Origin of the sequence: Alteromonas sp. S167, assembly GCF_036864375.1 — a bacterium.
GTDB lineage: Bacteria > Pseudomonadota > Gammaproteobacteria > Enterobacterales > Alteromonadaceae > Alteromonas.
In genome coordinates this window covers 196,722-221,648 of the sequence record NZ_JAZETR010000005.1, presented here as the reverse complement: position 1 = coordinate 221,648, position 24,927 = coordinate 196,722, and the positions used below count along the sequence as shown (strand labels likewise).

22 protein-coding genes, 1 pseudogene and 1 riboswitch are annotated in these 24,927 nt (G+C 45.4%); of the genes and pseudogenes, 10 read left to right on the top strand and 13 right to left on the bottom strand.

What is annotated here, in order from left to right:
* Positions 1-161 precede the first annotated feature (161 nt).
* From V7R35_RS10025 to V7R35_RS10010, 4 genes are all read left to right on the top strand, one after another.
* Positions 162-2,255: a TonB-dependent siderophore receptor gene (locus tag V7R35_RS10025; RefSeq protein WP_334014642.1), complete on the top strand. Its 2,094-nt coding sequence runs from the start codon at positions 162-164 to the stop codon at positions 2,253-2,255.
* Positions 2,256-2,419: 164 nt separating this feature from the next.
* On the top strand, positions 2,420-2,953 hold the full coding sequence (locus V7R35_RS10020) for a hypothetical protein (RefSeq protein ID WP_334014641.1): 534 nt from the start codon (positions 2,420-2,422) through the stop codon (positions 2,951-2,953).
* A 110-nt stretch (positions 2,954-3,063) separates the two neighbouring features.
* Complete coding sequence (locus tag V7R35_RS10015; protein ID WP_334014640.1) at positions 3,064-3,615, top strand: hypothetical protein; 552 nt, start codon at positions 3,064-3,066, stop codon at positions 3,613-3,615.
* A gap of 23 nt (positions 3,616-3,638) precedes the next feature.
* Positions 3,639-4,187 (top strand): hypothetical protein, encoded by a 549-nt coding sequence (locus V7R35_RS10010; RefSeq protein ID WP_334014639.1) that lies wholly within the window; start codon positions 3,639-3,641, stop codon positions 4,185-4,187.
* Between the two features lie 66 nt (positions 4,188-4,253).
* Here V7R35_RS10010 and V7R35_RS10005 read toward each other — a convergent pair whose 3' ends face one another.
* On the bottom strand, positions 4,254-5,474 hold the full coding sequence (locus V7R35_RS10005) for an acyl-CoA dehydrogenase family protein (protein ID WP_334014637.1): 1,221 nt from the start codon (positions 5,472-5,474) through the stop codon (positions 4,254-4,256).
* 229 nt (positions 5,475-5,703) lie between these two features.
* Here V7R35_RS10005 and V7R35_RS10000 point away from each other — a divergent pair, with 229 nt between their 5' ends.
* The 4 genes from V7R35_RS10000 (at position 5,704) to V7R35_RS09985 (ending at position 9,939) form a co-directional block, all read left to right on the top strand.
* A complete protein-coding gene (locus tag V7R35_RS10000; RefSeq protein ID WP_334014636.1) occupies positions 5,704-6,627 on the top strand; it encodes a LysR family transcriptional regulator in 924 nt (307 codons plus the stop codon).
* Positions 6,628-6,667: 40 nt separating this feature from the next.
* Positions 6,668-7,429, top strand: a complete 762-nt coding sequence (locus V7R35_RS09995) for an MBL fold metallo-hydrolase (protein WP_334014635.1) — start codon at positions 6,668-6,670, stop codon at positions 7,427-7,429.
* A gap of 189 nt (positions 7,430-7,618) precedes the next feature.
* Positions 7,619-9,007, top strand: coding sequence for a YcjX family protein (locus tag V7R35_RS09990; RefSeq protein ID WP_334014634.1), 1,389 nt, complete (start codon positions 7,619-7,621; stop codon positions 9,005-9,007).
* Positions 9,008-9,009: 2 nt separating this feature from the next.
* Complete coding sequence (locus V7R35_RS09985) at positions 9,010-9,939, top strand: YcjF family protein (RefSeq protein ID WP_334014632.1); 930 nt, start codon at positions 9,010-9,012, stop codon at positions 9,937-9,939.
* Positions 9,940-10,067: 128 nt separating this feature from the next.
* On the opposite strand, the gene V7R35_RS09980 is transcribed toward V7R35_RS09985, so the two are convergent.
* The 8 genes and pseudogenes from V7R35_RS09980 to V7R35_RS09945 form a co-directional block, all read right to left on the bottom strand.
* The gene (locus V7R35_RS09980; RefSeq protein WP_334014630.1) at positions 10,068-11,294 is read right to left on the bottom strand and encodes a threonine/serine ThrE exporter family protein; all 1,227 of its coding nucleotides are present in this window, start codon (positions 11,292-11,294) and stop codon (positions 10,068-10,070) included.
* 210 nt (positions 11,295-11,504) lie between these two features.
* The gene (gene thiH, locus V7R35_RS09975) at positions 11,505-12,638 is read right to left on the bottom strand and encodes a 2-iminoacetate synthase ThiH (RefSeq protein WP_334014628.1); all 1,134 of its coding nucleotides are present in this window, start codon (positions 12,636-12,638) and stop codon (positions 11,505-11,507) included.
* Positions 12,639-12,804: 166 nt separating this feature from the next.
* Positions 12,805-13,566, bottom strand: a pseudogene (locus V7R35_RS09970) (thiazole synthase); the annotation flags it as partial.
* 2 nt (positions 13,567-13,568) lie between these two features.
* Complete coding sequence (gene thiS, locus V7R35_RS09965) at positions 13,569-13,778, bottom strand: sulfur carrier protein ThiS (RefSeq protein ID WP_334014625.1); 210 nt, start codon at positions 13,776-13,778, stop codon at positions 13,569-13,571.
* Positions 13,765-14,517 (bottom strand): HesA/MoeB/ThiF family protein, encoded by a 753-nt coding sequence (locus V7R35_RS09960; protein WP_334014623.1) that lies wholly within the window; start codon positions 14,515-14,517, stop codon positions 13,765-13,767. The genes thiS and V7R35_RS09960 overlap by 14 nt, the downstream gene beginning before the upstream one ends.
* Entirely contained in the window at positions 14,507-16,108 is a 1,602-nt protein-coding gene (thiE, locus tag V7R35_RS09955) for a thiamine phosphate synthase (RefSeq protein WP_334014621.1), read from the bottom strand. Before thiE ends, V7R35_RS09960 begins: the two co-directional genes overlap by 11 nt.
* Positions 16,105-18,078 (bottom strand): phosphomethylpyrimidine synthase ThiC, encoded by a 1,974-nt coding sequence (thiC, locus tag V7R35_RS09950; RefSeq protein ID WP_334014619.1) that lies wholly within the window; start codon positions 18,076-18,078, stop codon positions 16,105-16,107. The genes thiE and thiC overlap by 4 nt, the downstream gene beginning before the upstream one ends.
* Positions 18,079-18,274: 196 nt before the next feature.
* Positions 18,275-18,386, bottom strand: a riboswitch (TPP riboswitch).
* Between the two features lie 65 nt (positions 18,387-18,451).
* Positions 18,452-19,027, bottom strand: a complete 576-nt coding sequence (locus tag V7R35_RS09945) for a TetR/AcrR family transcriptional regulator (protein WP_334014617.1) — start codon at positions 19,025-19,027, stop codon at positions 18,452-18,454.
* A gap of 176 nt (positions 19,028-19,203) precedes the next feature.
* Here V7R35_RS09945 and V7R35_RS09940 point away from each other — a divergent pair, with 176 nt between their 5' ends.
* Together V7R35_RS09940 and V7R35_RS09935 are read left to right on the top strand one after the other, a co-directional pair.
* Entirely contained in the window at positions 19,204-20,100 is an 897-nt protein-coding gene (locus tag V7R35_RS09940; RefSeq protein ID WP_334014615.1) for a haloalkane dehalogenase, read from the top strand.
* An 11-nt stretch (positions 20,101-20,111) separates the two neighbouring features.
* On the top strand, positions 20,112-20,714 hold the full coding sequence (locus tag V7R35_RS09935; protein WP_334014613.1) for an NAD(P)H-dependent oxidoreductase: 603 nt from the start codon (positions 20,112-20,114) through the stop codon (positions 20,712-20,714).
* Between the two features lie 10 nt (positions 20,715-20,724).
* Here V7R35_RS09935 and V7R35_RS09930 read toward each other — a convergent pair whose 3' ends face one another.
* Genes V7R35_RS09930 through hemC form a run of 4 tightly spaced genes read right to left on the bottom strand, consistent with a single transcriptional unit; the run spans position 20,725 to position 24,773 of the window.
* Positions 20,725-21,900, bottom strand: a complete 1,176-nt coding sequence (locus tag V7R35_RS09930; RefSeq protein ID WP_334014612.1) for a heme biosynthesis HemY N-terminal domain-containing protein — start codon at positions 21,898-21,900, stop codon at positions 20,725-20,727.
* The gene (locus V7R35_RS09925; protein ID WP_334014611.1) at positions 21,897-23,066 is read right to left on the bottom strand and encodes a uroporphyrinogen-III C-methyltransferase; all 1,170 of its coding nucleotides are present in this window, start codon (positions 23,064-23,066) and stop codon (positions 21,897-21,899) included. The genes V7R35_RS09930 and V7R35_RS09925 overlap by 4 nt, the downstream gene beginning before the upstream one ends.
* Complete coding sequence (locus tag V7R35_RS09920) at positions 23,067-23,807, bottom strand: uroporphyrinogen-III synthase (protein ID WP_334014610.1); 741 nt, start codon at positions 23,805-23,807, stop codon at positions 23,067-23,069.
* Between the two features lie 27 nt (positions 23,808-23,834).
* Complete coding sequence (hemC, locus tag V7R35_RS09915; RefSeq protein WP_334014608.1) at positions 23,835-24,773, bottom strand: hydroxymethylbilane synthase; 939 nt, start codon at positions 24,771-24,773, stop codon at positions 23,835-23,837.
* Positions 24,774-24,927: the final 154 nt, after the last annotated feature.

Here is a 24,927-nt window from a genome sequence, read left to right as displayed (position 1 = left end):
TCTGAAGTACAGATTATCGCATTACCCTCAGCGCAGCCAGCGTTTAGCGACTTCACTTTTATTGTAAATAGAAATAATTATCATTTAAATTAAGTTTAAGCTGTTTTATACTCCTGCCCCGAAAACATACCAACCCTTCAAAACCAATAGCAGAGAACACCATGAAATTAAGCAGTTTATTTGCACTAACGCCTATCGCGTTTGCATTGTCGGTAAATGCGCAAACCACACAAAGCGATACGGTAGAAGCTAAAGAAGCAGACGTAGAAAAAATTCGTATTGTTGGGGTTCGTCAAAACCGCGTTAGCCGCGGCGCAACGGGCTTAACCATGGAAATTAGCGAAACGCCGCAGTCTATCAGCATTCTGTCTGAAGATTTAATGCAGTCGTTTGGTGCGTTTAATATTAACGATGCGCTAAAGCTTGCGCCGGGTATTAACGTAGAAGAGTGGGAAACTAACCGTACTAACTACACAGCCCGTGGTTTCGAAATTAAAAACACGCAAATAGACGGCGTGGGCCTGCCGAACGACTGGGGCATTGTTACCGGCGCTATTGAAGCGTACGGTTATGAAGAAATTGAAGTTATTCGTGGTGCCAACGGTCTGCTAACCGGTGTGGGCAACGCCTCGGGTACCATTAACTACGTACGCAAGCGCCCAACCAATGAAGAGGGCGGTGAAATTGGCGCAAGCATTGGCTCGTACAACTTTAAGCGCGTACAGGGCGACTATTCAACGCTGCTTACTGAAGACGGCAGTTGGGCGGCCCGAGTGGTAGCAAGTGTTGAAGATAAAGAATCGCACTTAGATGGCCTGGAAAACGATCGCAGCTTTGTGTACGGTGTTATCGACGGCCAGTTAACCGACAGCGCTACCGTAACCTTTGGGTTGTCTTACCAAGATGCTAATACCGACGGCAATACCTGGGGCGGGCTAGTGTTTAACTATACCGATGGCACCCAAGCCGAGTGGGACATTAGCGATACCACGGCACAAGAGTGGTCGAAATGGGATACCGAAACCACCAATGCCTTCGTAGAGTTAGACTATGTGTTCGACAACGATTGGCAGCTACTGCTTAGCTATAACTACCGCGACTTTGAAGATCAAAGCAAACTGTTTTACGCCTACGGTGCAATTGATAAAGACACTGGCTTAGGCCTGGTTGGCTGGCCGGGTCGTTATGACTCTGAGCGCGATTCTCATCTTGTTGAAGGCCGTGTATTTGGTGACTTTTCCCTATTTGGCCGTAATCACGAAGTAAACTTTGGGGTAAGCCACGCTACCAGCGATGACGTGTCTTTCGTTCACGCCTTTGATTATGCCACTACACCTGCTTACGGACCAACACCCGCGTTCCCTTATGCGTTAGATGCGATTGCAGAGCCAGAGTGGCTGGCGGCTTCCGAGTATTCAAACATTGAGCAAACCCTAACCCGTTATTTCGGTTCTGCCCGTTTTAGCGTTACCGATGAAATGCATATTATTGCTGGCTTTAATGCTATTGATTTTGAGCGTACAGGGCAAAACGCTGGTGCGGTTATCGATAATTCAGAAAGCGAAGCCAGCCCTTATGTTGGCGCTACTTACGCGGTAACTGAAGATATTAACGCGTACGTAAGTTATTCGGACGTGTACCAGCCGCAAGAACAGTACGACATTAACGGCCAGTATCTTGACCCTACTAAAGGTAAGAACTTTGAGGCCGGCGTGAAAGCCCAGTGGTTCGACGACCGTTTATTAACAACGTTCGCGTACTTTACTGCAGAGCAAGACAATTTGGCAGCTTACGCAGGCACTAACCCAGACACGCTTCAGTTTTACTATAAAGGGGTGTCGGTAGAGTCTAACGGTTTTGAAATTGAAGTAGCCGGTCAGGTAACCGATGCATTACGTATTAATGCGTCTTACACCGCTATCGACGTAGAAGACGAGCAAGGTAACGATGCTAACCTATGGGCACCGCGCGACGTAGTAACGTTCCAGCTAGGTTATACCGTACCGCAGGCTCCAGAAATTGAAGTGGGTGTTGGCGGTAGATGGCAGTCTGAGATCAGCAACGTAGACTACAATGTAACCCAAGGCGCTTACTTCTTGGGTAACGTTTATGCCTCACAGGCGTTTTCTGAGAACTTCACTGTTCGATTTAATATTAATAATATTTTCGATAAAAAATATATAAATAGCTTACATACGGTTGGCTTCTACGGCGCTGGAATTAACGCACAGTTGAGCGGCTCATATACGTTCTAGTGTGATGAGCAGTACAAAAATAAAAATGCGGCGTAGGCCGCATTTTTGTATGACTATTTCTCAACTAAAACATTGTGTGAAGAGAGTGAATTTAAAAATTTATTAACTGATTAACAGCACAACCGTTGCTACTCTTATTTTGGTTTAAAATGATGGAGTGTTAAATGAAGAAGCATTCGTATAAGTTGTTTTTGTCCACTATAAAGTTTTCAGTGCTTTCGCTATCTATTTTCTTCGGTGGCTACCTTGCTGCGCAAACCAATGACCGAAATTATGAAACTATTGATATAACGGGTGAAAAATCTACGCCACAGTTAAAGCGTGCATTCAAAAAGCAACAAATGGAATTTATCGAACTTTACAACACGGTAAATACCGACGCGCAGTTCGATGTCATTTGTAAATGGCGCAAGTTTACCGGTAGTCAAATAGCCAGAAAATTGTGTGAGCCACGCTACATGATTGACTTTAGGGCGCTTACTGTTCAAACGTGGTCAACGCAGCCTGGTATCGACTTTAACCGCCTACCTAACGACGACACGCTACGCTTTTTAACACAAGATACCCGTGAAGAAGCTTATAAGCATGTGGCAGCGCTAGTGGCAACCCACCCTAAGTTGTTAGACAGCTTCTTAAAGCTTGATGCCATACATGAGCGCATAAAAGCACGTAAAGCCGCAGGGATGAATGGCGAATAGTGCGGCTGGTTTAATACAAAGAACAATTGTTATGGACTAAAGTATAAGCGCCTTGCTTAAAAGTTAGGCGCTTGCTAATATGATGTTATATCAAGGAAAAAGGATTTTTTATGAAACACGCTTCGATGGCCATATTCTCGCCAAATATTAAGGCAATAAGTGCGGCGTTGTTACTCTCTGCATCAGGCGTTGCGCTAGCCCAAACAGACAAGCCAGAGTCGGAAAAGAAGAACATAGAGCGAATCGAGGTAACAGGGCAGAAAACCATTGCTCAGCTTAAAAAAGCGTTTGATAAACAACGCTTCGAATTTTTAGATTTGTATAACACCATCAACGAAACGGCCAAGTACGACATGCTGTGTAGCTATGAACGTACAATCGGGTCGAAAATAGCCAAAAAGCAATGTGAACCACGTTATTTGAAAGATTTTCGTGCCATGGCTATACAAACTTCCTCTGACTCGCCTGGTATAAATTTTGAGCGCCTGCCTACGGATGATCATCTCCAATTTTTAACCAAAGAAAAACGAGAAAAGGCTTTTGAGCACGTTGCTGCGCTTATCGCGACGCACCCTGAATTGTACGAAAGCTTTTCAAAGCTAGATGCGCTGCATCAGCGTATTGAGGCACGAAAAGATTTAGCAAAAGAAGATAACGAATAATGTTAAATAAAAGGGAATTAATTATGACTTTACCAATTCGTAGAAAGATAGCGGGTTTTACAGCTGTACTAACATTAGGCGTTTTTAGTGCAGGGGTGTTTGCCCAAGTAGATAAGCCAGAGTCGGATAGAAAGAGCGTAGAGCGAATAGAGGTAACAGGGCAGAAAACCATTGCTCAGCTTAAAATGGCGTTTGATAAGCAACGTTTCGAATTTTTAGACTTGTATAACACCATCAACGAGACGGCGAAGTACGATGTGCTTTGTAGCTATCATCGTACTTTAGGGTCAATGATAGCCAAAAAACAATGCGAGCCACGTTATTTGAAAGACTTTCGTGCTATCGCAACGCAAACGGCATTAATGTCATCTTCTAACCCTGGCGTTGATATCAGCCGTCTTCCTACAGATGACCACATCATTTTCCTTACAAAGGATCAGCGCGAAGATGCGTTTAAGCATGTGGCAGCGCTAGTTGCTACGCATCCTGAATTATACGATAGCTTTGCTAAGTTAGATGCGCTGCATCGACATATTGAAGACCGTAAAGAACAAGCTCGAAACGGCGAATAAAACTAATAAAAAAGCGGCGTAAGTGAGTAGCCCTCACTTCGCCGCTTTTTTTGTTTGTGCTTTATATTATTGATACTTCTTTAATTCTAAGCGCGATACCATTCCTTTGTGTACTTCGTCAGGGCCATCGGCTAAACGTAGCGCTCGTGCGCCAGCAGCAAAGCGCGCAAGAGGGAAGTCGCTGCACATACCCGCACCACCGTGAATTTGAAGCGCCATGTCTACTACATTTTGCAGCATGTTAGGTACAACTACTTTAATGGCAGAGATTTCTGTCATAGCGTGTTTAACACCTAGGTTATCGATTTTGCATGCAGCGTGAAGTGTAAGTAAACGCGCTTGTTCAATAGCCATACGGGCATCTGCAACGCGCTCTAAGTTGCCACCTAAACGAATTATTGGTTTACCAAAAGCTACCCGTTCGTTTCCGCGCTTAAGAGCTAGTTCAAGCGCTTTTTCTGCCATACCAATTGCGCGCATGCAGTGATGAATTCTGCCCGGCCCCAAGCGACCTTGAGCAATAGCAAAGCCTTTACCCAAGCCCATAATTAAGTTGTCTTTACTAACGCGCACATTGTCGAAGTGCATTTCGCCGTGTCCATAAGGCGCATCATAATCACCATAGGCGTCAAGCATACGCTTAATGGTAATTCCTGGCGCATCTAGTGGCACAATAACCATGCTGTGGCGGCTGTGCTTGTCGTTTTCTGGGTTGCTTAGCCCCATGAAGATGGTGAAGGCAGCATTAGGGTGGCCTAAACCTGTCGACCACCATTTTTTACCGTTAATAACAACATCGTCGCCGTCTTCAATAATGGTGGCAGCCATATTGGTGGCATCAGATGATGCAACGTCAGGCTCTGTCATGCCAAATACTGAACGAATTTCACCGTTTAGCAATGGCTTTAGCCATTGTTGCTTTTGTGCTTCGCTACCAAAGTGATAAAGCACTTCCATATTGCCTGTGTCAGGTGCGTTGCAGTTAAAAATTTCAGGTGCAAACAAATATCTACCCATGCGTTCAGCCATTGGAGCGTATTCTAGGGTAGTTAACCCTTGTCCAAGCTCTGCGTCTGGCAAAAACAGGTTTGCCAAGCCAGCTTCACGGGCTTTCGCCTTTAATGCCTCTGTGCCAGGGTGTAGCTTCCATTCTTTCCAATTTGCGTGGTGATTTTCTTTGTGATGAAAGTCGTACACCTCGTTTTCGATAGGAGAAATGTGCTCAGCAATAAACGCGTCTAGCTTCTCTAGTAGCGCTTTTGTTTTGTCGTTATGCGAAAAATCCATAGGGCACCTTTAACATTGGCAATGTGGTAAACGTTATTGTGCTATTGCACAGCTTATATCCTTTATAGTAGTGAATGTTGTTTAATGAATGAAATGAAATATAATCCTTTATGCTTGTGAATTGTATTCATTGCTTTTGGGTGTTTACAGTGCCGAAACAGCGCAATAAAAGAATAACCTTGCGGTTATGACGAGTTCAAAAAACACACGATATTTAGGGTAAGTAGAAATGTTAGAAAGCAGGCAGTTTGAAAAACTCGATTTAAACTTACTTAAAGTGTTTGAAGCGCTGTGGCAGCACCGCAACATGACTCGCGTAGCAGAGGCATTACACATTACACCGTCGGCGGTAAGTCACGCCATGCGACGTTTTCGAGATATATTAGGCGACCCGCTTTTTGTAAAAGAAAAGCAGAGTATGTTGCCAACCGCTGCATGCGAGCGTCTTGCCCCCGCAATACTTAGCGCGCTGAATGATATTCGAAAAGCGCTAGGTGAGTTTACCGAGTTCAACCCGCTTACTAGCCATCAACGGTTCGTTATTGCTATGCAAGAGTCGCTAGAGTTAGGTGTGCTGCCCACGTTGCTATCAACATTGGAAAAGGTTGCACCAAATGTTCAAATAGTAAGTACTCGCTTACATCGTGATGCGATGCTTGCAGACCTTACAAACCGCAATTTACACTTGGTTATAGATATTGGCCGCGCGGTAGCATCACCCATTTCGCATTCGCTATTGCGACGTGATACTTATCGTGTAGTGATGAATAAAAACAACCCACTGGCGAAAGGGCTGGACAAGCGAAAGTACGTGGCTGCGCGTCATATAACCGTATCTAACCGGGCAAAAGGGGCGTCGGTTGAAGAAATTGCGCTTCAACAGCTTGGTGTTAGCCGCCCTGCTTTATGGCGTTGTCAAAATTATCGGGCTGCAGCCGACGTGGTTGCCAACACTAATGCACTGCTTACATTGCCAGGTTCGGTGGCAGACGCTGTTAGTGCACCAAACTTAATTAGTACCAAATTGCCTTATGGCCTGCCTGCATTGGAAACACACCTTTACTGGCATAGTCAGCAAGAAGGTGAGGCTGGACTAATGTGGTTAAAGGATTTGATGCTACACTTGTTTGCTGAATCTGGTCTTACCAGATGAGCTTTGATAGGATGCAGGCACGAACAGCAGGGCTTAGTTTATGAAAATTCACACGTTATCGGGTTACATTCAACACATCTATCTAGTGGAAGATACGAAAGGTATTTTGTTGCTTGATGGCTGCAGCAGAGCCGATGTAGATAATGTGTGCCAATATATTACTAAAACACTGTCGCGCCCGTTAAGCGATTTAAAGCTTGTTGTGGTAACTCATATGCACCCCGATCACGCTGGTGGTGCAATGTTGTTGCGTGAGCGCACCGGAGCACAAGTGGCGTCGCACCCGAAAGCCATTAACTGGTATTCTGGCGTTGCTGGTCGCACCGCGCACGGTATAGATTTATTGCTTACGTGGTGGGTAGCAAGTCGCATTGGTAAGCCAAGATTTCCCATTTGGTACAGCCCTATTTTGGCGCCCGACTTAACACTTCGCGACAATCAAACGTTGCCAGGTTTCAGCGATTGGCAAGTGATGTATACCCCAGGGCATACCGATCACGATTTATCATTAGTACATTTACCTACCCAGCAGGCCTACATTGCCGATGTACTTGTGCAGGTAAAAGGTGATTTGGTGCCGCCATATCCTTTGTGTCATCCTAATCAGTATCGCGAAAGCTTATCAAAGCTGGCCCATTCACAAATTGATACATTCTTTTGTGCGCATGTGCCGCCTACGAAAAAAGATGATATCGACTTCGATCACGTAATTGAGAACGCCCCTAAAAAGCCAAAGAATCACTGGCATTCAAGCAAAAACCGCATTAAGAAAAAACTATTTGGGCTAACCAAAGACCACTAATTTTTACCTGCCTTTCTTTTTATTTTCGAAGTAACAAACCCTGCAAAGCTTAGTTTTACGGGTTTGTTGCCTTGCTTTTTGATGTGTTGATAACCACATATACTGTATTGGGCTGTACTGTATTAGATTAGGCTTAAGAAAGCAGATGTAGCAAGAGAAGCGCAAAGGTAAGGAGTGCAACAAGTTAGTATGCAAAACACAATAGCTTCTTCATTAATGGGAAAAACGCGCGCTGTGGCATCGTTCACCAGTAACACTCTGGCCGACGTGTTTAGCAAAGAAACGCACCGTTTTACCATTACAGGCTTAAGTCGCAGTGGAAAGTCGATGCTTTTTACTAGCCTTATAACGCTGCTAAAAAGCCGAAGCGAAGAAGGGCTAGCGTGCCTGCCATTGTTGCGGTATTTACCGCCTTCGCGTGTGCTTGATATGCACATTGAACCTATTGAAGGTTACAAACCGTTTCCCCATTTAAAAAACATAGCAGCGCTTGAAGCGGGTGATTGGCCTGAGGCCACCGAAGAAGCCTATGGTTTCAAGCTTGTTGTTCGACTAAAACAAACCACATCGATAAAGCGCCACCTAATGCCCCATCGCGATGTTGTGTTTGAATTTATTGATTACCCCGGTGAATGGATTACCGACATTCCCATGCTGAATAAAACTTACGCGCATTGGTCTGATTCTGCATGGGCGCAGCTAAGTAGTGGGCCGCAGCAATACTATGCCCATGCGTGGAAGCAGGTGGTAAACGAATTCGACTTCGAACAAACGCCTACACCGCAGTTAATTCAACAGCTTGTAACTCACTATCGCGATTATCTTGTACAGGCAAAGGCGAATGGCATTTCTCTACTTCAGCCTGGTAGTTTTTTATTAGCATCTAGCAACTTTAACTGGCAAGAATTTGGTTTTACGCCGCTGCCTTCAAGTATTACCAGCGATGTGTCGCACCCATGGTATAGGGCGTTTGAAAAGCATTATTCAGCCTTTCAAAAAGACTGGCTAACGCCACTAAAGCAATCCATTTTTAAAGAAACTGATAAGCAAATTATTTTAGTCGACTTGTTTGAAGGGCTAAATCACAGCAGGCAGCACCTTTATCAACTAAAAGAAACGCTAAGCCATTTGGCCGATACCTTTGTGTATGGGCAAAGCGGGTGGTTTTCTCGCACTGTGCTTAGAAAGCAACAAATAGGTAAGGTAGCCTTTGTCGCAACCAAGTCCGATCTTATTCCTGAAAATCAGCAGCAGAATTTATTAAGTTTACTTACACAAGTTACTGAAGGGGCTCGAGCTCGATTTAACGATAAGCCCATTCAGTTCGAGCATTTTTTAGTGTCGGCCATGCAGGTAACTGATGAAGGCGCAAATAAAGATGCTATTCGCTATACCAATAACGATGATCAGTATGTGGAATCTACCTTCGAGCCGTTACCGAAAACCTTGAAAGAAATGGAAGAGGGAAGTCACTTTCCGGTGCCAAGTGTAAATGTGCCGGCCGACTTTAAAGCACGCATATTGGCAGGTAAGGGCATTGATAGATTGCTTCAGTTTTTACTGGGCAAAGGAGAGTAATTATGAGTGGCAAGCCGTCAGAAAACGCGCCAAGCAGACCGGAATATAAAACGAAAGTGACTACACAAACGTTAAATATTGCACAGCCCGAAACCAAGTTGCCAAAGCAAATAACGGAAGACGTATGGGAGCTTGAAACCGCCTCAACCGGCGTGTCTTTAGGTAGCGCAACCCTTGGGTTAGGCGTGTTGTCGGTGTTGGGCTTTTTCGTGTTTGATGCCTACACCACGTTAACAGCTAGTATGGCGCAGCACCCTATAGGCACTAGTGTATTAGGCGCAATGCTTGCGGGCTTTGTAGGCTGTTTTAGCTTTTTAAGCTTTCGAGAGTGGCGCGGTTACAAGCAAGTTAATACGGCAATGCACGATGCTAAGCAACTACGCGATATGTTAGCCAATAAAGGCGCAAACTTGTCGCCTTCTAAGGTAAGCAGCATTTTAAATAAGCACGGCCAGCGCTTTTTTAAAGACAGTTATGCTGCACACTGTTTTACGCGTTATTCACAGCAGCTACAAAGCGATATGACGTCGGCAGAACTTTTGGGGTTATACGAAGATACCGTAATAACGCCGGTGCAGGAAAAAGCGCAAAAAGTGTTAAATAAAGAGTCGGTAACGGCGGGTAGTTTGGCGTTTATAAGCCCAAATAATCTAATTCAAACCCTGGCCGTTGTTTGGATAAGTTTTCGTACCATACGCCGCATGGCAAAGGTATACGGCCTTCGCCCCGGTACTGCGGGTAATTGGAAGTTGCTTAAAGTGTTGGCGCAAAATATTGCGGCTCAGGGCATTTTCGACCTGGCTACCGATGAAGTAGCGAATCAGATAGGTGGCAGTTTGTCGGCTAAGTTTATGGAGAATTCAGCCGAAGCCATTGCTGCAGGTGCACTTAATGCTCGCTTGGGAAGGGCGCTAATTAAGCTGCTTAAATAGTTGTTAATGGGGCGGCTTAAGTATCCGCAAATCAAAGTTGTGCGGCAGGATATGGTAAAGAAGTTAATAGGTGGCTTTCGGTGAATAGCAAGCCTAGGTGAAACTAATTCATGATAAACAAAAGGCGCTTACAGCGCCTTTTTAGTAGGTACTACCACGTTGGCAAAGATAAGCCCTGCCACTAGCGACATAAATATTAAGAACACTTCTTGGCCTAGATGATCGGCTTTTACAAAGTCTTGCCCGGTCATAAACGAGTTAAGCCCAATATAGGTTTTCGACCCTGGTACCAGCACAATAAGGCCATGCATGGCTACAATGGTGGCTGGCTGGTTGGCAATTCGAGTAAACGCATTAGCGAAAATACCAAGTGCGAATGCACCAACGAACGCGCCTAGCCCTGGGCTCATATAATCAGAACTCCACGCTGTTGCGCTGTAGGCAATAAACGCGGCAGCCATTGCCCATGGAATGTGCTTCAAACGCGTGCGAAAAATAGCAACAAGTGCTAAACACAGTAAAAACACCGCAAGCCATGTAGCCCAGTAAGGTAGCGATTCGGCAGGCGTATAAATGTTTTCTCCAAAGGCACTAAAGCCTACCGACACACCTAGAAACGCTCCAAAATACAGTTTAAATAGCTGCATAATGGCGTCCATAGTACGGGCCGTGCCCGACACCATATTGCGAGACGATAATTCCGCTAACCCCATGGTTAGCGCTAAACCTGGCACAAACACGATAACAGACGACAGCACCACCAATGGAATGTTTATACCGGGGTCGATATAGCTACCAATGGCACACGCTAGTATACCGCCTACAAATGCTGTTGCTGGCTCAAGCATTAGGTTTACACGCTTAGAGCGTTGTGCCCATAGTGTCCAAATGTAGGCAACAAGGCCAAGCGCTCCCGACCAGCCAATTTCACTCCAGCTTGCACCCATTAGCATGGCGAAGGCGCCAGTGGCCATGGCGAATGCAACGCCAGTAATTAACTTGCCGTAGGGACTGCCCATGGCATCAATTTCATTCAAGCGTTTGTCGGCTTCGCTTAGCGACATTTTACCGGCTAGGAGTTCACTAGCCAGTTCGTCGGTGAGCGACAATGCGTTCATATCTAGATCGCCGGGTAAAAGGCGGGCTGCGTGGTTGTATTCGTCCTCGTGACGATCGCTCCAAATAACAAAGGTAAGCGATGTAGGGGTAGAGATAAACGACGCGTGTACGCCAAGATATTGCGCTACTTCACCTAAATAGGCTTCAAGACGAAACGCAGGCGTACCGTATTTGTGTAGCATTTTTCCAAGCTTCACGATAAATCTACGAATTTGAATAAATTCTACGGTATCCAACGCAGTGTCCTTAATAGGTTATGGTAATAATATGAGGTAATTAAAACGAAAAAGCCAGACGCTACCTGTTAGGTCTGGCTAAAATTTGCGCGGATTGTACGGAGGGTTTTACCGTAAAGCAAAACATATTTTTTCTTATTTTAAGATAAAAAAACTAATGCATACTTAACGGTTGTTTTATTTGCCCAAATGAGACATTTTTATTTTATTTCAGGGTGTTGCGTTAAAAGGCATCCAGTCTTTCCACACGGGCTCTAGCCCCTTATCTACAATGGCAGTTACCACATCTTCCACTGGCCGGTTATCGTCAATATCAAACTGATTAAGTGCAGCAGAAGGCTGGCTGTAGCCCCCGGGCTGGGTTTGTGAGGCCGCACTCATCGACGTAATGCCTAACGGCAATACGCCGTCTCTAAAGTGTGCCGACTCTCGTGTGGAAAGCGACAGCTCTGCATAAGGATTAAAAATACGATGGGCACATATAAGCTGTAGTAACTGTTTCTCGTTGGGTAGCTGTTTGTTTGCATGTGTATTTCCACCCGTTGTATTACCTTCGCAGCTTCTAAGGCGCGGAAAAGAAATTGAAACACGGCTTTGCCAATAATGCTGTTGTAGTAGCTGTGCATGAAGTGCTGTCATGGCGCTGTCTACCCGCCAATCACCTAACCCCAATAATGCACCAATACCTATTTTATCTATACCTGCCGCGCCTATGCGGTCGGTTGCTTCAAGCCGCCATAAAAAGTCTTGTTTCTTTCCCCTTGTGTGAAATTTTGCATACTGCATTGGACAGTATGTTTCTTGGTAAACCATAACGGCATCAAGCCCAGCCTGTTTAAGCGTGGCATATTCATTTTGCTTTAAAGGCTGCACTTCCATCATTAGGTAGCTTACCTTTTCTCTTATAGCGCTTAATATTTTTTCAAAATAGGCCATGCCTACTTTAGTTTCGTGTTCGCCCGTCACTAACAGCACTTGGCTAAAACCCATTTCTTTAATAGCTTGTATCTCGGTAAGGGTATCGCTTACGGTCAAGGTAGTGCGCTTCAGCTTGTTGCTCATAGTGAATCCACAGTAGGTGCATTCGTTGGCGCACAAATTAGACAAGTAAAGCGGCACAAAAAGCTGCATGGTGTTCCCAAAACGATGGCGCGTTAGCGTGTAAGCGCGCTCTGCCATGGCATCTAAATAGGGAGTAGCAGCAGGAGAAATTAATGCCATAAAGTCGTTTAGCTGCAGCGTGGTTTTACACAGCGCTCGCTCAACGTCCTTTGGGGTTTTGCTGTTTATCGACAGTGCTAAATGCGACAAGTCTTGGGTTAATAGTGTTTGAGCAACATTCATAAAAAGGCTACTCCGCCATGTTTTTATTTGAAGAGCTTTTATCTGAAGCGCTAATGTCTGAACCGCTTATATTTGAACGGCCTGTCCCTGATAAGCCTGCATTTGGGCTGGCTTCTGTTGAGGTGGCTGCTTTTGAGGTGGCTGCTGTTGAGGTCTTCTTTTTTGACGAACTTAAAAACGCAGTAAACGGGCTAGAAGCTTCGGCAAATTTACTGCTGTTACTAAGGCCCGCTTCAAATGCATGCCGGCCAGCTTCAACAGCTTGTGCAAACGCTTCGGCCATAGCAACAGGGTTGTGTGCAGTAGCAATAGCAGTGTTTATCAGTACAGCGTCAACCCCTATTTCCATGGCGTGCATAGCTTGGCTGGGCTTACCAATACCCGCATCTACAATTACCGGCACTCGTGCTTGTTCTACAATAATGTTTAAAAAGGGCTCTGTTTGAAGGCCCTGATTACTGCCAATGGGGGCGCCTAGAGGCATTACCGCAGCGCAACCTACTTCTTCTAAACGTTTGCACAATACAGGGTCGGCACCGCAGTAGGGCAGCACATGGAACCCTTTTTTTACCAAGGCTTCGGCGGCCTTCAATGTTTCGATGGGGTCTGGTAATAAATAGCGTTGGTCAGGGTGGATCTCTAATTTTATCCACTGGCTTCCAATAGCTTCATAGGCCAGTTCTGCTGCAAACAACGCTTCACTGGCATTCTTAGCGCCAGACGTATTCGGCAGTAAAGTAACGCCTAAATCGCGAAGTGCCGCCAATGTATTATCACTAGCGCTACTCTGTGCTACGCGCTTCATGGCCAAAGTGACAATAGCGCTTCTTGATGCTGCAATAGCTTCTTTCATCACATTCGGGTGGCTGAACTTCCCTGTGCCTGTTAGCAGCCTAGATGTGAACGTATGATTGGCGAGTGTCAGCATAGTTATCCTCCTGCTACTAAAGTAAATATATCAATGTTGTCGCCCTGTTCTAGGAAGGTTTTAGGCCAGTCTTTTTTGCTCACAATAGCGCTGTTCTTCGCTATGGCAGTGCCGGTATCGTTAAGCTGTTTTAAAGCAATAAGTTCGGTAAGAGTAATGGGCGAGATAACGCTTAGGCGTTGGCTATTAACGTGAATATTAATGGTTGTCATAACATACCTTGCAGTAAGTAGACCGAGGAAGAGAGAAGGTGTGCATTTCACCTGTGGCTGCATTTGCAGTTAGGTAGTGCCCCCATTTTAAATTAGCGTTGTCTTTTCTAGCCAAGTACAGCAATGTCTGCGTAGTTTGGTGGCATGCAGCCATACCTACTACTGGGCCAAGAACCCCTTGCGTTATGCAGTTTTCTTGTACCTGAATGCTGTTAACTAGGCAGTTATAGCAACCGCCTTCTTTGTTAGTAGCAACGTTAATTGCTTGCCAGGTATCTCCACTGGCTGCAGCAATGAATAAGGGTATTTGTGCATCAACACATGCCTGGTTTATTTGCTGACGTATTGCTACATTGTCGGTGCAATCTAGTATGCAGTTTGCAGTACTCATTAAACTAGGTAGGTTATTGCTGTCTGCATAAAGGCATTTTGCATGAATATCTATGTTTGGGTTTACTTTGTGTAGCTCGTTGCTAAGGACTTTGGCTTTTAAGTCGCCAAGGTGCATTTCGTTGTAACTAACTTGACGCTGCAGGTTACTAATATCAACTATGTCGCCATCTACCAGCGTAATGCGTCCTACACCAGCACCTGCTAAGTATCGTGCTGCCAGACTTCCAAGCCCACCTAACCCAATTACAACGACATGTGCGTTAGCAATGTTGTGCTGGCCACTTTCCTCAATGCCATTAACTAAAAGCTGACGGCTATATCGTTTTATGTCTTGGTTAGTTAGCAAAGCCCGCCTCCTTCGAAAGCAGCTTGAAGGCACTAACCGGTTTTTCTGCACGTGTAATAGCGGTCACCATGGCGATGCTATTCACGCCGGTTGCCGCTACATCGCGAATGCTGTCGAAGTCTATACCGCCGATAGCCACCGTAGGTGTTGGTTTACACAGCGCTACATATTTAGCTAACCGCTTAACGCCTTGGGGCTGTGACGGCATACATTTGGTAGTAGTGGGAAATATATGCCCAAGCGCAATATAAGATGGCTGAAGTGCTTTTATGCGCTGAATTTCCGCGTAACCGTGAGTAGACAAACCAAGGCGTAGCCCTGCTTTTTGTATTGCTTTAAGGTCTGCTTTATCTAAATCTTCTTGCCCTAAATGTACGCCGTAAGCGCCAAATTCTATGGCAAGCTCCCAATAGTCGTTTATAAACAGCTGGCACTGGGTGTTTTGGGTAATGCTAACCGCTTCTTTTATTTGGTCAGCAATATACTGCGGCGAGCCTTCCTTTACGCGCAGCTGAATTATTTTTACGCCCGTGGGCAATAGCATTTTTATCCAATCAACGCTGTCTACTACAGGGTAAATACCCATGTTTTCATTAGTAAGTGAGGCAAACGGTGCAGTATTAATTTTACAATTTTCGTGGTTGCCGCAGCGCTGTTGCTGAAAATGCTGGTATTCGGCACAGCTAGAAAAAACAGCAGGAAATAGCGCTGATTGCTCTGGGAAGCCGTTGGTTCTTGCTAGGTGTGTGCTTTTCGAGAGATTTACGGTATTTGATAGGCTCGCTGTATCTGATAAAGACGTAGAGCACATTGACGCCGGGTACAGTGAAGATACGGACTTTTCGCGCACGTGCATAACATACGCATTAGCTAGGGTAAGCGCGTCGTCAATGTCGTAGCCGTTAACGACAAATGCACACAATGCACTGCTTAACATGCAGCCAGTTCCACGCAGTCGACCATTCGCGTTTCTGGGTTGCTGAAATACGCGAAAATAGCCGCTGGTAATGAAGTAGTCGTTAACGGTGTGTTGCCATTGCGCATGACCACCTTTTACCAAAATCGCATTTGCGCCGCCCTCAAGCAGTGCGTGCGCCGCTGCTTGTAGGGTTTCAATACTGTTTACGGAAAGCCCGGTAAGCTCACAAAGCTCATCCGTATTAGGTGTTATCAAATCCACAGTGCTTACTAGTGTGGAAATAGTGCTTTCGCTTAGGTCAGTTAACATTGCGCCCGTTGAGGTGCGAAGCACGGGGTCCCATACCACAAAAGGTCGTGGGGTTTGCATCGACTGAATTCGCGTACACAGCAATAAGGCTTGCTCATCGTTAGCAATTGCACCTATTTTAATTGCTGCAGGCGTACCCTCGTGTTCAAGCACTTGCCACTGTTCGTTAAGTATCGACGCCCTAACAGGTACACTGTTTACCATCATCGTATTAGACTGCACAGTGATTTGCGTAGTAATGGCACATGGGTGTACGTCTAAATCTGCCAGCGTAATGGCATCGCGGGTTATTCCCGCGCCGCCACTAGAGTCAACGCCACCCACGCACCATACGGTCGGGCGTTTTTCACTGTGCGTTGTCATGGCAGTTCAACCTTGCTGTCGGCACTGTGATAAAGCTCGGCGCCAGATGCGTTGAAGGCCTTTGCCATGTCTTGCATACCTTGGCTTTTTACTTGTGCCTGTTCTGCTGCGTTTTGCTTAGCCTCAGTTTGTTTAGCTACTTCTTGTTTTGTCTGATTTTCTTTCGCCTGGTTTTCTTTAGCGACGTCACGCACTTCCTGTGAAATTTTCATGCTGCAGAACTTTGGGCCACACATTGAACAAAAGTGCGCAACCTTTCCAGATGCTTGTGGCAAGGTTTCATCGTGGTATGCACGGGCAGTATGAGGGTCTAGCGCAAGGTTGAATTGGTCTTCCCATCTAAATTCAAAACGCGCTTTCGACATGGCATTGTCGCGTATTTGCGCACCTGGGTGACCTTTTGCTAAATCAGCGGCATGAGCAGCAATTTTGTAGGTAATTAAGCCCTGTTTTACGTCTTCTTTATTAGGTAAACCTAGGTGCTCTTTTGGCGTTACGTAGCACAGCATGGCGCAGCCGTACCAACCAATCATGGCTGCACCAATACCTGAAGTGAAATGATCGTAGCCAGGTGCAATGTCGGTGGTTAAAGGGCCTAGTGTGTAAAACGGTGCTTCATGACAGTGGGTTAGCTGCTCTTCCATATTGGCTTTAATCATGTGCATAGGTACATGACCTGGGCCTTCAATCATTACCTGAACATCGTATTCCCACGCAATTTTGGTTAGCTCGCCTAGTGTGCGTAGTTCAGAGAACTGCGCGTCATCGTTTGCATCGGCTACGCTGCCGGGGCGAAGACCATCGCCAAGCGATAGGGACACATCATACTGGGCGCAAATTTCACAAATTTCGCGGAAATGTTCGTACAAAAAGCTTTGCTTGTGATGGCTTAAACACCATTTCGCCATTATAGAACCACCACGTGACACAATGCCGGTTACGCGTTTGGCTGTAAGGTGTACATACTCAAGCAGTACGCCCGCGTGAATGGTGAAATAGTCAACGCCTTGCTCTGCCTGCTCAATAAGGGTGTCTTTAAACATTTCCCAGGTTAAGTCTTCTGCTACGCCATTAACTTTTTCTAACGCTTGATAGATAGGCACGGTACCCAGCGGCACGGGGCTGTTACGCAATAACCATTCACGGGTTTCATGAATGTTACGACCGGTAGACAAATCCATAATGGTGTCTGCACCCCAGCGGGTTGACCACACTAGCTTTTCCACTTCTTCTTCAATAGACGAAGTCACCGCGGAGTTGCCAATGTTGGCGTTAATTTTCACCAAGAAATTACGCCCGATAATCATTGGCTCAAGTTCAGGGTGATTAATGTTGCACGGAATAATGGCGCGGCCCGCAGCGACTTCATCTCGCACAAATTCAGGGGTAATGTTCTCTGGTAAGTTAGCGCCAAAGTGCTCGCCTTTGTGCTGCTGAGTTAGCTCAGCGCTTTTTATAGCTTGTCTGCCCATGTTTTCACGAATGGCAATGTATTCCATTTCTGGCGTAACAATGCCTTGGCGCGCATAGTGAAGTTGGGTTACGTTTTTTCCCGGTTGCGCTTTGCGTGGTTTACGCTCTCGAATAAAACGGAAATCTTCGGTGAAGATATCGTTTTCTCGTTCTTTAGCGAACGAAGACGATACACCGTTAAGCGTTATCGTGTCGTTTCTTTCGTTTATCCAAGACTGCCTTAGCGGCGCTAACCCTTTATGAACATCTATAACCTGAGCCGGATCTCCATAGGGACCTGAGGTGTCATAAACCGGAATAGCTGGGTTAGGCTCAAAGAGTGGATTTTCTTCTGTACCGCCAACCAAGCTGTCGTGCTGATGAATATGGCGCATGGCCACATTGATATCGGCACGGCTACCGGTTTCATAGTGACGAGTTGAATTTGGGTACGCTTCGCCCGCTAATTCATTGATAAATTGTTGCGCTTGTTGGCGCTGTTCGCGTCGAGTAGACATAGCATTTTGGCCTTTCGTTTAGGTTTTAAAATGCTTGTCAGGAGTGAAGGAGAATATAACGCAAGATTGAAGCAAGAAAGTTGTCGCGGTATGTGGCTTTTTGCGCGGTGCAACACCAAGGCATCAAGGTGTGAGGACATCCAAACCACAGTGACAACGCGTGCTAATACAACAGCACAACAACATTTCTACTTCAGCATTATATTTTCTTGTTCCCTTCGCAGGTATTAGCCTGATCAGGTTCAACGGATCCCGCTTTCGCGGTCTCAGCTTACTGGGTATCCAGTGAAGCACTCCGACAAGTAACTTGCTTTTTACTATATATCTAACATGTTTGTGAAAACAAGAGGGGCAAGCGCTTATGAAGAAATTATTAATGTTCTCTTAGCAAAGTAGTTCGAAGTAGCGTGCAAATTTCATTACTTATTGTGTCTATATTCTCAGGTAATGACAGCGCGGTAATAGAATATCCTTCAACAAAAGGCACGAAAAGCGATGCTGCAATAGTGGCATTACTATCTTGTGCTGCAACGGGGCGAAACATATCTGCAAGAACATGTGCGTAAGCTTTGTAGTAATTATCAAGATATTGCTCAATCGAAGCATTTCGCGTTGAAATGGCCCAATATTCTCGAAATATTCTGCACATTTCTGAAAGTGCCAAACCGTGTTTTAGAAAGTCAGAGACCACGCGTTCTAAGTCAGAATCTAGCTGTTGCAGTGAGGTAAACTTAGGCATTGCCCGCATCTCTTCAAGGCATGAATGAAAATAACGGTCTGCCATAGCCACCAGTAAACTGTCTTTATTTTTAAAGTAATATTGAACATTGCTTAGTGTCATATCTGCGTGTGCTGCGACCTGCCGCATAGTAACGCCATAGTCACCATCGGTTTTTAACAACGCTAACGCCACATCGAGTATCTTTTCCACCTTAGCGTTTTTTTTCATACAACCTTCGTTCTGTTAATCATTGTTTTTCACGTGCTTTGAGTAATTTACCTAAAGTACGCGCGTTTTTCCAAAATCTGAGGTTGTCATTTTAGGTCGAATGACCTAATATTTCAATTGTTAGGTCATGTGACCTAATTTATTTAAATGATTAACTGTGTCAAAGAGGAAATGTGATGATTCAGGCGTTACGTACACCAGATACTAATTTTGAGAACCTTGCCGATTACCCTTTTGCAGCGCATTACGTTGAAGATATTCCTGGGTACGAGGGCCTAAGAGGGCATTACCTTGACGAAGGCGAGCGCGATGCCGACGATGTTTTTCTATGTCTTCACGGTGAGCCAGCATGGAGTTACTTATACAGAAAGATGATCCCTGAATTTGTTAAAGCGGGCGGACGCGTGGTAGTGCCTGATTTATTGGGGTTTGGAAAGTCAGATAAGCCAGTGAGTGAAGATACCTATACTTTTGAATTTCATCGAAACTATCTTATTAGATTGATAGAGAAGTTAGATCTTCAAAACATAACCCTGGTGTGCCAGGACTGGGGCGGATTGCTGGGGCTAACATTGCCAATGGAAATGAAAGAGCGCTTTAAGCGCCTGCTAATTATGAATACTGGCCTATTAGTTGAACCAGTTACTACACCGGCTTTTCTAGAGTGGCACGATGATATCGTAAAGCCCGCTTCGTTATCGCTTGATACATTCTTTAAACAGTATGCGCCAAGTATCAGCGATGAAGAGGCCAAAGCCTATGCCGCACCATTTCCCAGTAGAGAGTATCAAGCCGGTGTACTGAAGTTTCCCAAAATTGTGGCAAACCCAGATAAAGCTTGTATCGATATTTCAAGTCGCGCGTTTACGTTTTGGAAAGAGGAATGGGAAGGCGATACCTTTATGGCGATTGGTATGAAAGACAAAATGCTAGGGCCAGATGTAATGCACTATATGCAAAGTGTTATAAAAGGTTGCCCAACACCTATGAAAGTCGAAGAAGCGGGTCACTTTGTTCAAGAGTTTGGTGATGTTGTAGCACGTCGTGCGCTTGCTCACTTTAACAACGTTTAAGGAGTGAGCACATGAAAATAATGCATTTAGTTTTTCATCCAGACCTGGCGCAATCGCGCGTTAATAGAACGTGGCAAAAGCAGCTTGTGGAGTCGGGTAAAGTTACGACGAGTCGTGACATGTATAGCGAATATCCAGACTTCAACATTGACGTGGAAAAGGAACAAAAGCTGTTGATGGGACACGATAGAATTGTGCTTCAATTTCCCATTTATTGGTGGTCGATGACACCGCTTTTAAAAAAATGGCTAGACGATGTACTTCAATACCAATTTGCCTATGGAAGCAAAGGAGACAAGTTACAGGGTAAAGACTTGATGATAATTTGTTCTGCAGGCGGACAAGCTAAGAATTATAGCGGCTTTCATATGTTTGCCACTGTACCTGAGATACTTAAGCCGTTTCAGTTAACAGCAAATCTAGCAAAAATGAACTACGCACAGCCTTTGTATATGTTTAACGCTGACGCGTGCAGTGACGATGAAGTACAAAAATATGGAAAATCATGGGTTAAGGTTATTGACGACAGCGCGCGCAGTGACGGCCTGCGCTTCGCAAATGCCAAAATTCATGATGAGCTTAATGATGTTTATCAACAGCTAGGCATGGCCTAGCTGTTGGGCATTAACCAATTGCTTGCTGCCCTTCTTTGTAAAGCTGAAGGGCAGTTGCTGTGTCTTGATTACGTTCACTTATGGCTGACAACAGCAATAAATCTTCTTTTCGCGCTTTCATTTTGGTCGCTTTTAACAACGCTTTTTCGGCAAGTACGTCGTCACCTGAGTTAAAGGCTACTTGGCCAAGTGTTGAATATAACGCAACGTTTTCTTCATCTTGTTTAATCCAGCTTTCAAGCAGTCGTAGTGAGGGTGAAGAGTCTGGAATATTAAGCTGTGAAAACAATGGGAAAAGTGCAGTGTTCGGGCCACGCTTTTGCCATCCAACCAAAAGCTGTTGAGCGTCGGCATGCATGCCTTGATCAAGCAGTTGTTGAACGTATGCAGCACGATAAGCATCGTCATTACGCAACTTTCTAGGAAGGTTTTCCCAATAGCTTTTTAGCTCTACAGCACCTTGTTTGCTGGCAATTTCGGCAAACTTACCCTTAGCTATACGCTTGCTCCATGTGGTGTAGGCATCTTTAGGTAGTGCCTTGCGCCAACCCGATAAGTTTTCTTCCAAGGTTTGCCATTTGCCAAGCTCTGCAAGGGTTTGCGCTTTTAACTGAACGACAGGCTTACTGTCGCGCTCTTGCTCGTCAAGGGCGTCTAGCTTTTCCAGCGCTTCTGCATGTTTGTTATCTACTAAATCAATACGTGCATGCATTACCGTGGCAGCTACTTTAGCTGTAGGAAAGTCGGTGGCTTGTGTTAAAAAGTAACGCGCTTTCGGTAGGTCGCCATTCGTAAACGCAATTTGTGCCGATGCTAAGTAATTTACACCTTCAAAGTCACCGTTAGTGGTTTTGCCAAGGGCCTTCTGCGCTGTGTCTAAATCGCCAGCGGCCATGGCATGTAAACCATCGTAAAAAGCGCGTTTACGCTTGCGGTCGCCCAAACTACCAAACCACTTATGCGAGCCTGTAATAAGACTTAACGCCCACAGTGTTGCTCGTGATAACACGTACCAAGCTACAAGCGCACCAATCAGCAAAATACCGAAGCTGATAATATTCATTTCAACGGCGGTATCACCTAGAGTGAACAGCACATAGCCTTGATCGCCTAACAGCATGGGGCCAATAATCAGTGCGGCTACGAACGCGGCTAACACCGCAAGGGCAATAGCTAACCATTTCATAGTACGCTTGCTCCTTGACCAAATACTTGTTTAACACGGTTGTCTAACAGTCTTTCTAGCGGCTTTTGCGATACAAGTTCACTTGGAATAGGACGCGAGACATCGGTGTTTAATAAGTTTTGTAGTGCGCTAACAAAACCACTTACTTGGCTGGCTTCAATATCAAACTTTTCAATAAGTATGGTTTGAGCGTATTGAAGTGATTGATTGTAAAGCCCTGCATCGCCTTTAAGCGCTGCAGACTGTGCGTGCATTAGCTGTAGACGAAGTTGCTCTTTTACTAAAAACTGCGCTTCCAAAGAAAGAACGGGTTGTACTGGACCGTCTATGGTTTTGATGGTGAGGAAGTCGTCTACCAACGAGCGCCACACCTTTGCCAAATTGTCTTTCCAATCATCGGCAGACTCTGACAACGTATTGTCTTCGCCGTTAGCATCAACAGGTTTCTCAAATGTGTCTAAAGGCAGTTTATCAATTTGTGCAACCATGCCGGTTAGCGCTAGTGCAACAGAGCTTGGCGATACTTGTTTTAACTGCTGCAACGTTTGAATATCTTCAGCAACAGCTGCACGAACAGGAAGTACAGACGGGTCAGCTAGAGACTTTAAACGTTTGTCAGCATTTACTAACAATAGGATGGCAGTACGAACATCATTTTCTAACCAAAGCTTTCTGCCTGCCATGCGAACTAAATAGTCGGCTTCGGCAATTAACCAATCGGCAGGGCGACGGCCTTCCATATTCTGAATTTGTTCAAGTGCCGATTCAGCCTGTAGCGCAAGCATATCGTTTTGCTCTTTAAGCGCAGCTACCGTCTCTTGAAGGGCGCTGTTAGTTTGCTTAATTTCGCCAAGCGAAGCGGCAAGCGTTGCTCGGTCTGCCGCTAGCTGTTGTATTTGGGTATTGGTGTTTTGCTGGGTTGACTGAACGTTGTTATGCGCAGCTTGTTGTTTGGTGTAGTACCAATAGCCAGCGCCGGCTAGGGCAAGTACCGCCAACAATAAAATGAAAACCACAAACCACAGCAGTCCGTTACCCGAAGACGACTTTTTAGCACTTTTGGAAGCTTTGTTATCGTTAGTTGCAGTCGACTCGATAACGTCTTTTTCTGAACTTACGTGAACGAGTTCCTCATTATGAGGGCTGTTATCTTTATTGTTGGCCATTCAATACTCCCAATTGTCCTTTACCCAAGCGATAAGTGCTTGGTCGGTTGCGCGATGACATATTTGAACGCGCGAAGCCCCTAATCTGTTAAGTGACGATGCTATGCGTTCACTTACGGTTACCCATGGTAACGTTAGCAATGCATTGCCATAGTGCGAAATAAGTTGCGTCGCCATGGCCTCGCTTGTAGCGATAATGCCGCTAACGTCGGCAATTTTCCACCGTTTTGTGTACACAGGCTGCGTAAGTAGCTCTCTTCTGTATACACAAAATGTGCTAATAATTCTTCCTTCTCTAGCTAAGCCCTCTGATATTGCTTGCCGGCCGCCTTCACCTTTCATAATAACTACATGTTGATCATTTGCCTCATTGAAATAGTGCATTGCCACTATTCCCTCTGAGGTGTGTGACTCTGGGGTAACGACGTTCTGAGCAGCGTTTTTGGGTAACCCTTCTCGCAGCTTTCGTGCTGTAGCGTCGCCAACAGCAACAAAAATTGGGTAGCTATCGTGTGCAGACACATAGTCTTGCATTGCAGTAAGTACGGTTTCTACGGCGTACACGCTAGTCACAATCACCACGTCTATAGCATTTGTGGTAAGTAATAACTGCGCTGCTTTGTGCTCTGAAACCACTTGAACTATATCTGTTGTGGCTACGCCCACTGCGTTAACACCTGCAGCATCGAATGCTTTAGCACTGGTATTCAGTTTGGGTAATGGGCGTGTAAACAGTAGCATAGTGTATAGGCTGGCTTGTGCGTTAGCTTAGTTATACAGCGCTTTAAGAATGTCACCTGCGCCCTGCGCTAACAGTGCTTCTGCTACTTCAACGCCTATGCTCTTAGCGTTATCTCGAGGTGCTGTTGCCGATGCAAAAAGCAGTTCTGAACCATCTGGTTTGCCAACCATACCAGTTAGCGTAAGAGCATCACCGTCAAGCGTTGCAAAGCTTCCAATGGGCACTTGGCAGCCGCCTTCAAGGCGCTCATTCATTGCGCGCTCTGCGGTTACACGAGTATTGGTGTCGGTATGGTTTAATGCCTGAAGTAACTCAATAAGTTCACCGTCGTCATTTCTACACTCAATGCCCACAGCACCTTGCCCCACTGCTGGTAGTGAAATATCTGCCGGTAACGGCATACGAATACGCGACTCCATCTCTAGGCGAATTAACCCTGCAGAGGCAAGAATAATGGCGTCGTATTCGCCCGCATCTAATTTGGCTAGGCGCGTGTTTACGTTGCCGCGTAAGTCTTTAATAACTAAGTCTGGACGAAACTTTCTAATTTGGCATTGGCGTCGAAGGCTTGATGTACCTACAACTGCACCTTGTGGAAGAGTATCTAATGAGTCGAAATTATTTGAAACAAACGCATCGAATGGGTTTTCTCGTTCGCAAATAGCATGAAGCCCAAAGCCTTCAGGAAATTCAACGGGAACGTCTTTCATTGAATGCACGGCTATGTCGGCGCGACCTTCAAGCATGGCGACTTCAAGCTCTTTAATAAACAGCCCTTTGCCACCAATTTTGGCAAGGGGAGTATCTAGAATTTTGTCACCTTGTGTGCTCATAGGTACTAGCTCAACCGCCATTGTGGGGTAATGCTCCAGCAGTTTTGCCTTTACATATTCGGCTTGCCAAAGTGCTAAAGCACTTTTTCTTGTGGCAATTCTAATGGTGCGTGTGGTGTTGAGATTACTCATGGCCTTTCCAAAATTCTAAATTATTAAACTTTATCTATTTCTAGCGCTTAGTATACGCGTTTTCGTACACAAAGTTTGCATGTATAACGAGTTTTATATTTGTAGATTGGATAAAAACCAGTCTATGCTATGTGTGAATTATGTAGTTGATAAT

Excerpts from the sequence above, each read along its gene's own strand:
- V7R35_RS10025 (WP_334014642.1), top strand. The coding sequence starts at position 162 with ATGAAATTAAGCAGTTTATTTGCACTAACGCCTATCGCGTTTGCATTG.
- V7R35_RS09985 (WP_334014632.1), top strand. The coding sequence starts at position 9,010 with ATGAGTGGCAAGCCGTCAGAAAACGCGCCAAGCAGACCGGAATATAAA.
- thiC (WP_334014619.1), bottom strand. The coding sequence starts at position 18,078 with ATGTCTACTCGACGCGAACAGCGCCAACAAGCGCAACAATTTATCAAT.
- V7R35_RS09990 (WP_334014634.1), top strand. The coding sequence starts at position 7,619 with ATGCAAAACACAATAGCTTCTTCATTAATGGGAAAAACGCGCGCTGTG.
- V7R35_RS10010 (WP_334014639.1), top strand. The coding sequence starts at position 3,639 with ATGACTTTACCAATTCGTAGAAAGATAGCGGGTTTTACAGCTGTACTA.
- V7R35_RS10000 (WP_334014636.1), top strand. The coding sequence starts at position 5,704 with ATGTTAGAAAGCAGGCAGTTTGAAAAACTCGATTTAAACTTACTTAAA.
- V7R35_RS09935 (WP_334014613.1), top strand. The coding sequence starts at position 20,112 with ATGAAAATAATGCATTTAGTTTTTCATCCAGACCTGGCGCAATCGCGC.
- thiS (WP_334014625.1), bottom strand. The coding sequence starts at position 13,778 with ATGACAACCATTAATATTCACGTTAATAGCCAACGCCTAAGCGTTATC.
- V7R35_RS09995 (WP_334014635.1), top strand. The coding sequence starts at position 6,668 with ATGAAAATTCACACGTTATCGGGTTACATTCAACACATCTATCTAGTG.
- V7R35_RS10005 (WP_334014637.1), bottom strand. The coding sequence starts at position 5,474 with ATGGATTTTTCGCATAACGACAAAACAAAAGCGCTACTAGAGAAGCTA.
- V7R35_RS09930 (WP_334014612.1), bottom strand. The coding sequence starts at position 21,900 with ATGAAATGGTTAGCTATTGCCCTTGCGGTGTTAGCCGCGTTCGTAGCC.
- V7R35_RS10015 (WP_334014640.1), top strand. The coding sequence starts at position 3,064 with ATGAAACACGCTTCGATGGCCATATTCTCGCCAAATATTAAGGCAATA.
- thiE (WP_334014621.1), bottom strand. The coding sequence starts at position 16,108 with ATGACAACGCACAGTGAAAAACGCCCGACCGTATGGTGCGTGGGTGGC.
- V7R35_RS10020 (WP_334014641.1), top strand. The coding sequence starts at position 2,420 with ATGAAGAAGCATTCGTATAAGTTGTTTTTGTCCACTATAAAGTTTTCA.
- hemC (WP_334014608.1), bottom strand. The coding sequence starts at position 24,773 with ATGAGTAATCTCAACACCACACGCACCATTAGAATTGCCACAAGAAAA.
- V7R35_RS09945 (WP_334014617.1), bottom strand. The coding sequence starts at position 19,027 with ATGAAAAAAAACGCTAAGGTGGAAAAGATACTCGATGTGGCGTTAGCG.
- V7R35_RS09940 (WP_334014615.1), top strand. The coding sequence starts at position 19,204 with ATGATTCAGGCGTTACGTACACCAGATACTAATTTTGAGAACCTTGCC.
- V7R35_RS09925 (WP_334014611.1), bottom strand. The coding sequence starts at position 23,066 with ATGGCCAACAATAAAGATAACAGCCCTCATAATGAGGAACTCGTTCAC.
- thiH (WP_334014628.1), bottom strand. The coding sequence starts at position 12,638 with ATGAATGTTGCTCAAACACTATTAACCCAAGACTTGTCGCATTTAGCA.
- V7R35_RS09920 (WP_334014610.1), bottom strand. The coding sequence starts at position 23,807 with ATGCTACTGTTTACACGCCCATTACCCAAACTGAATACCAGTGCTAAA.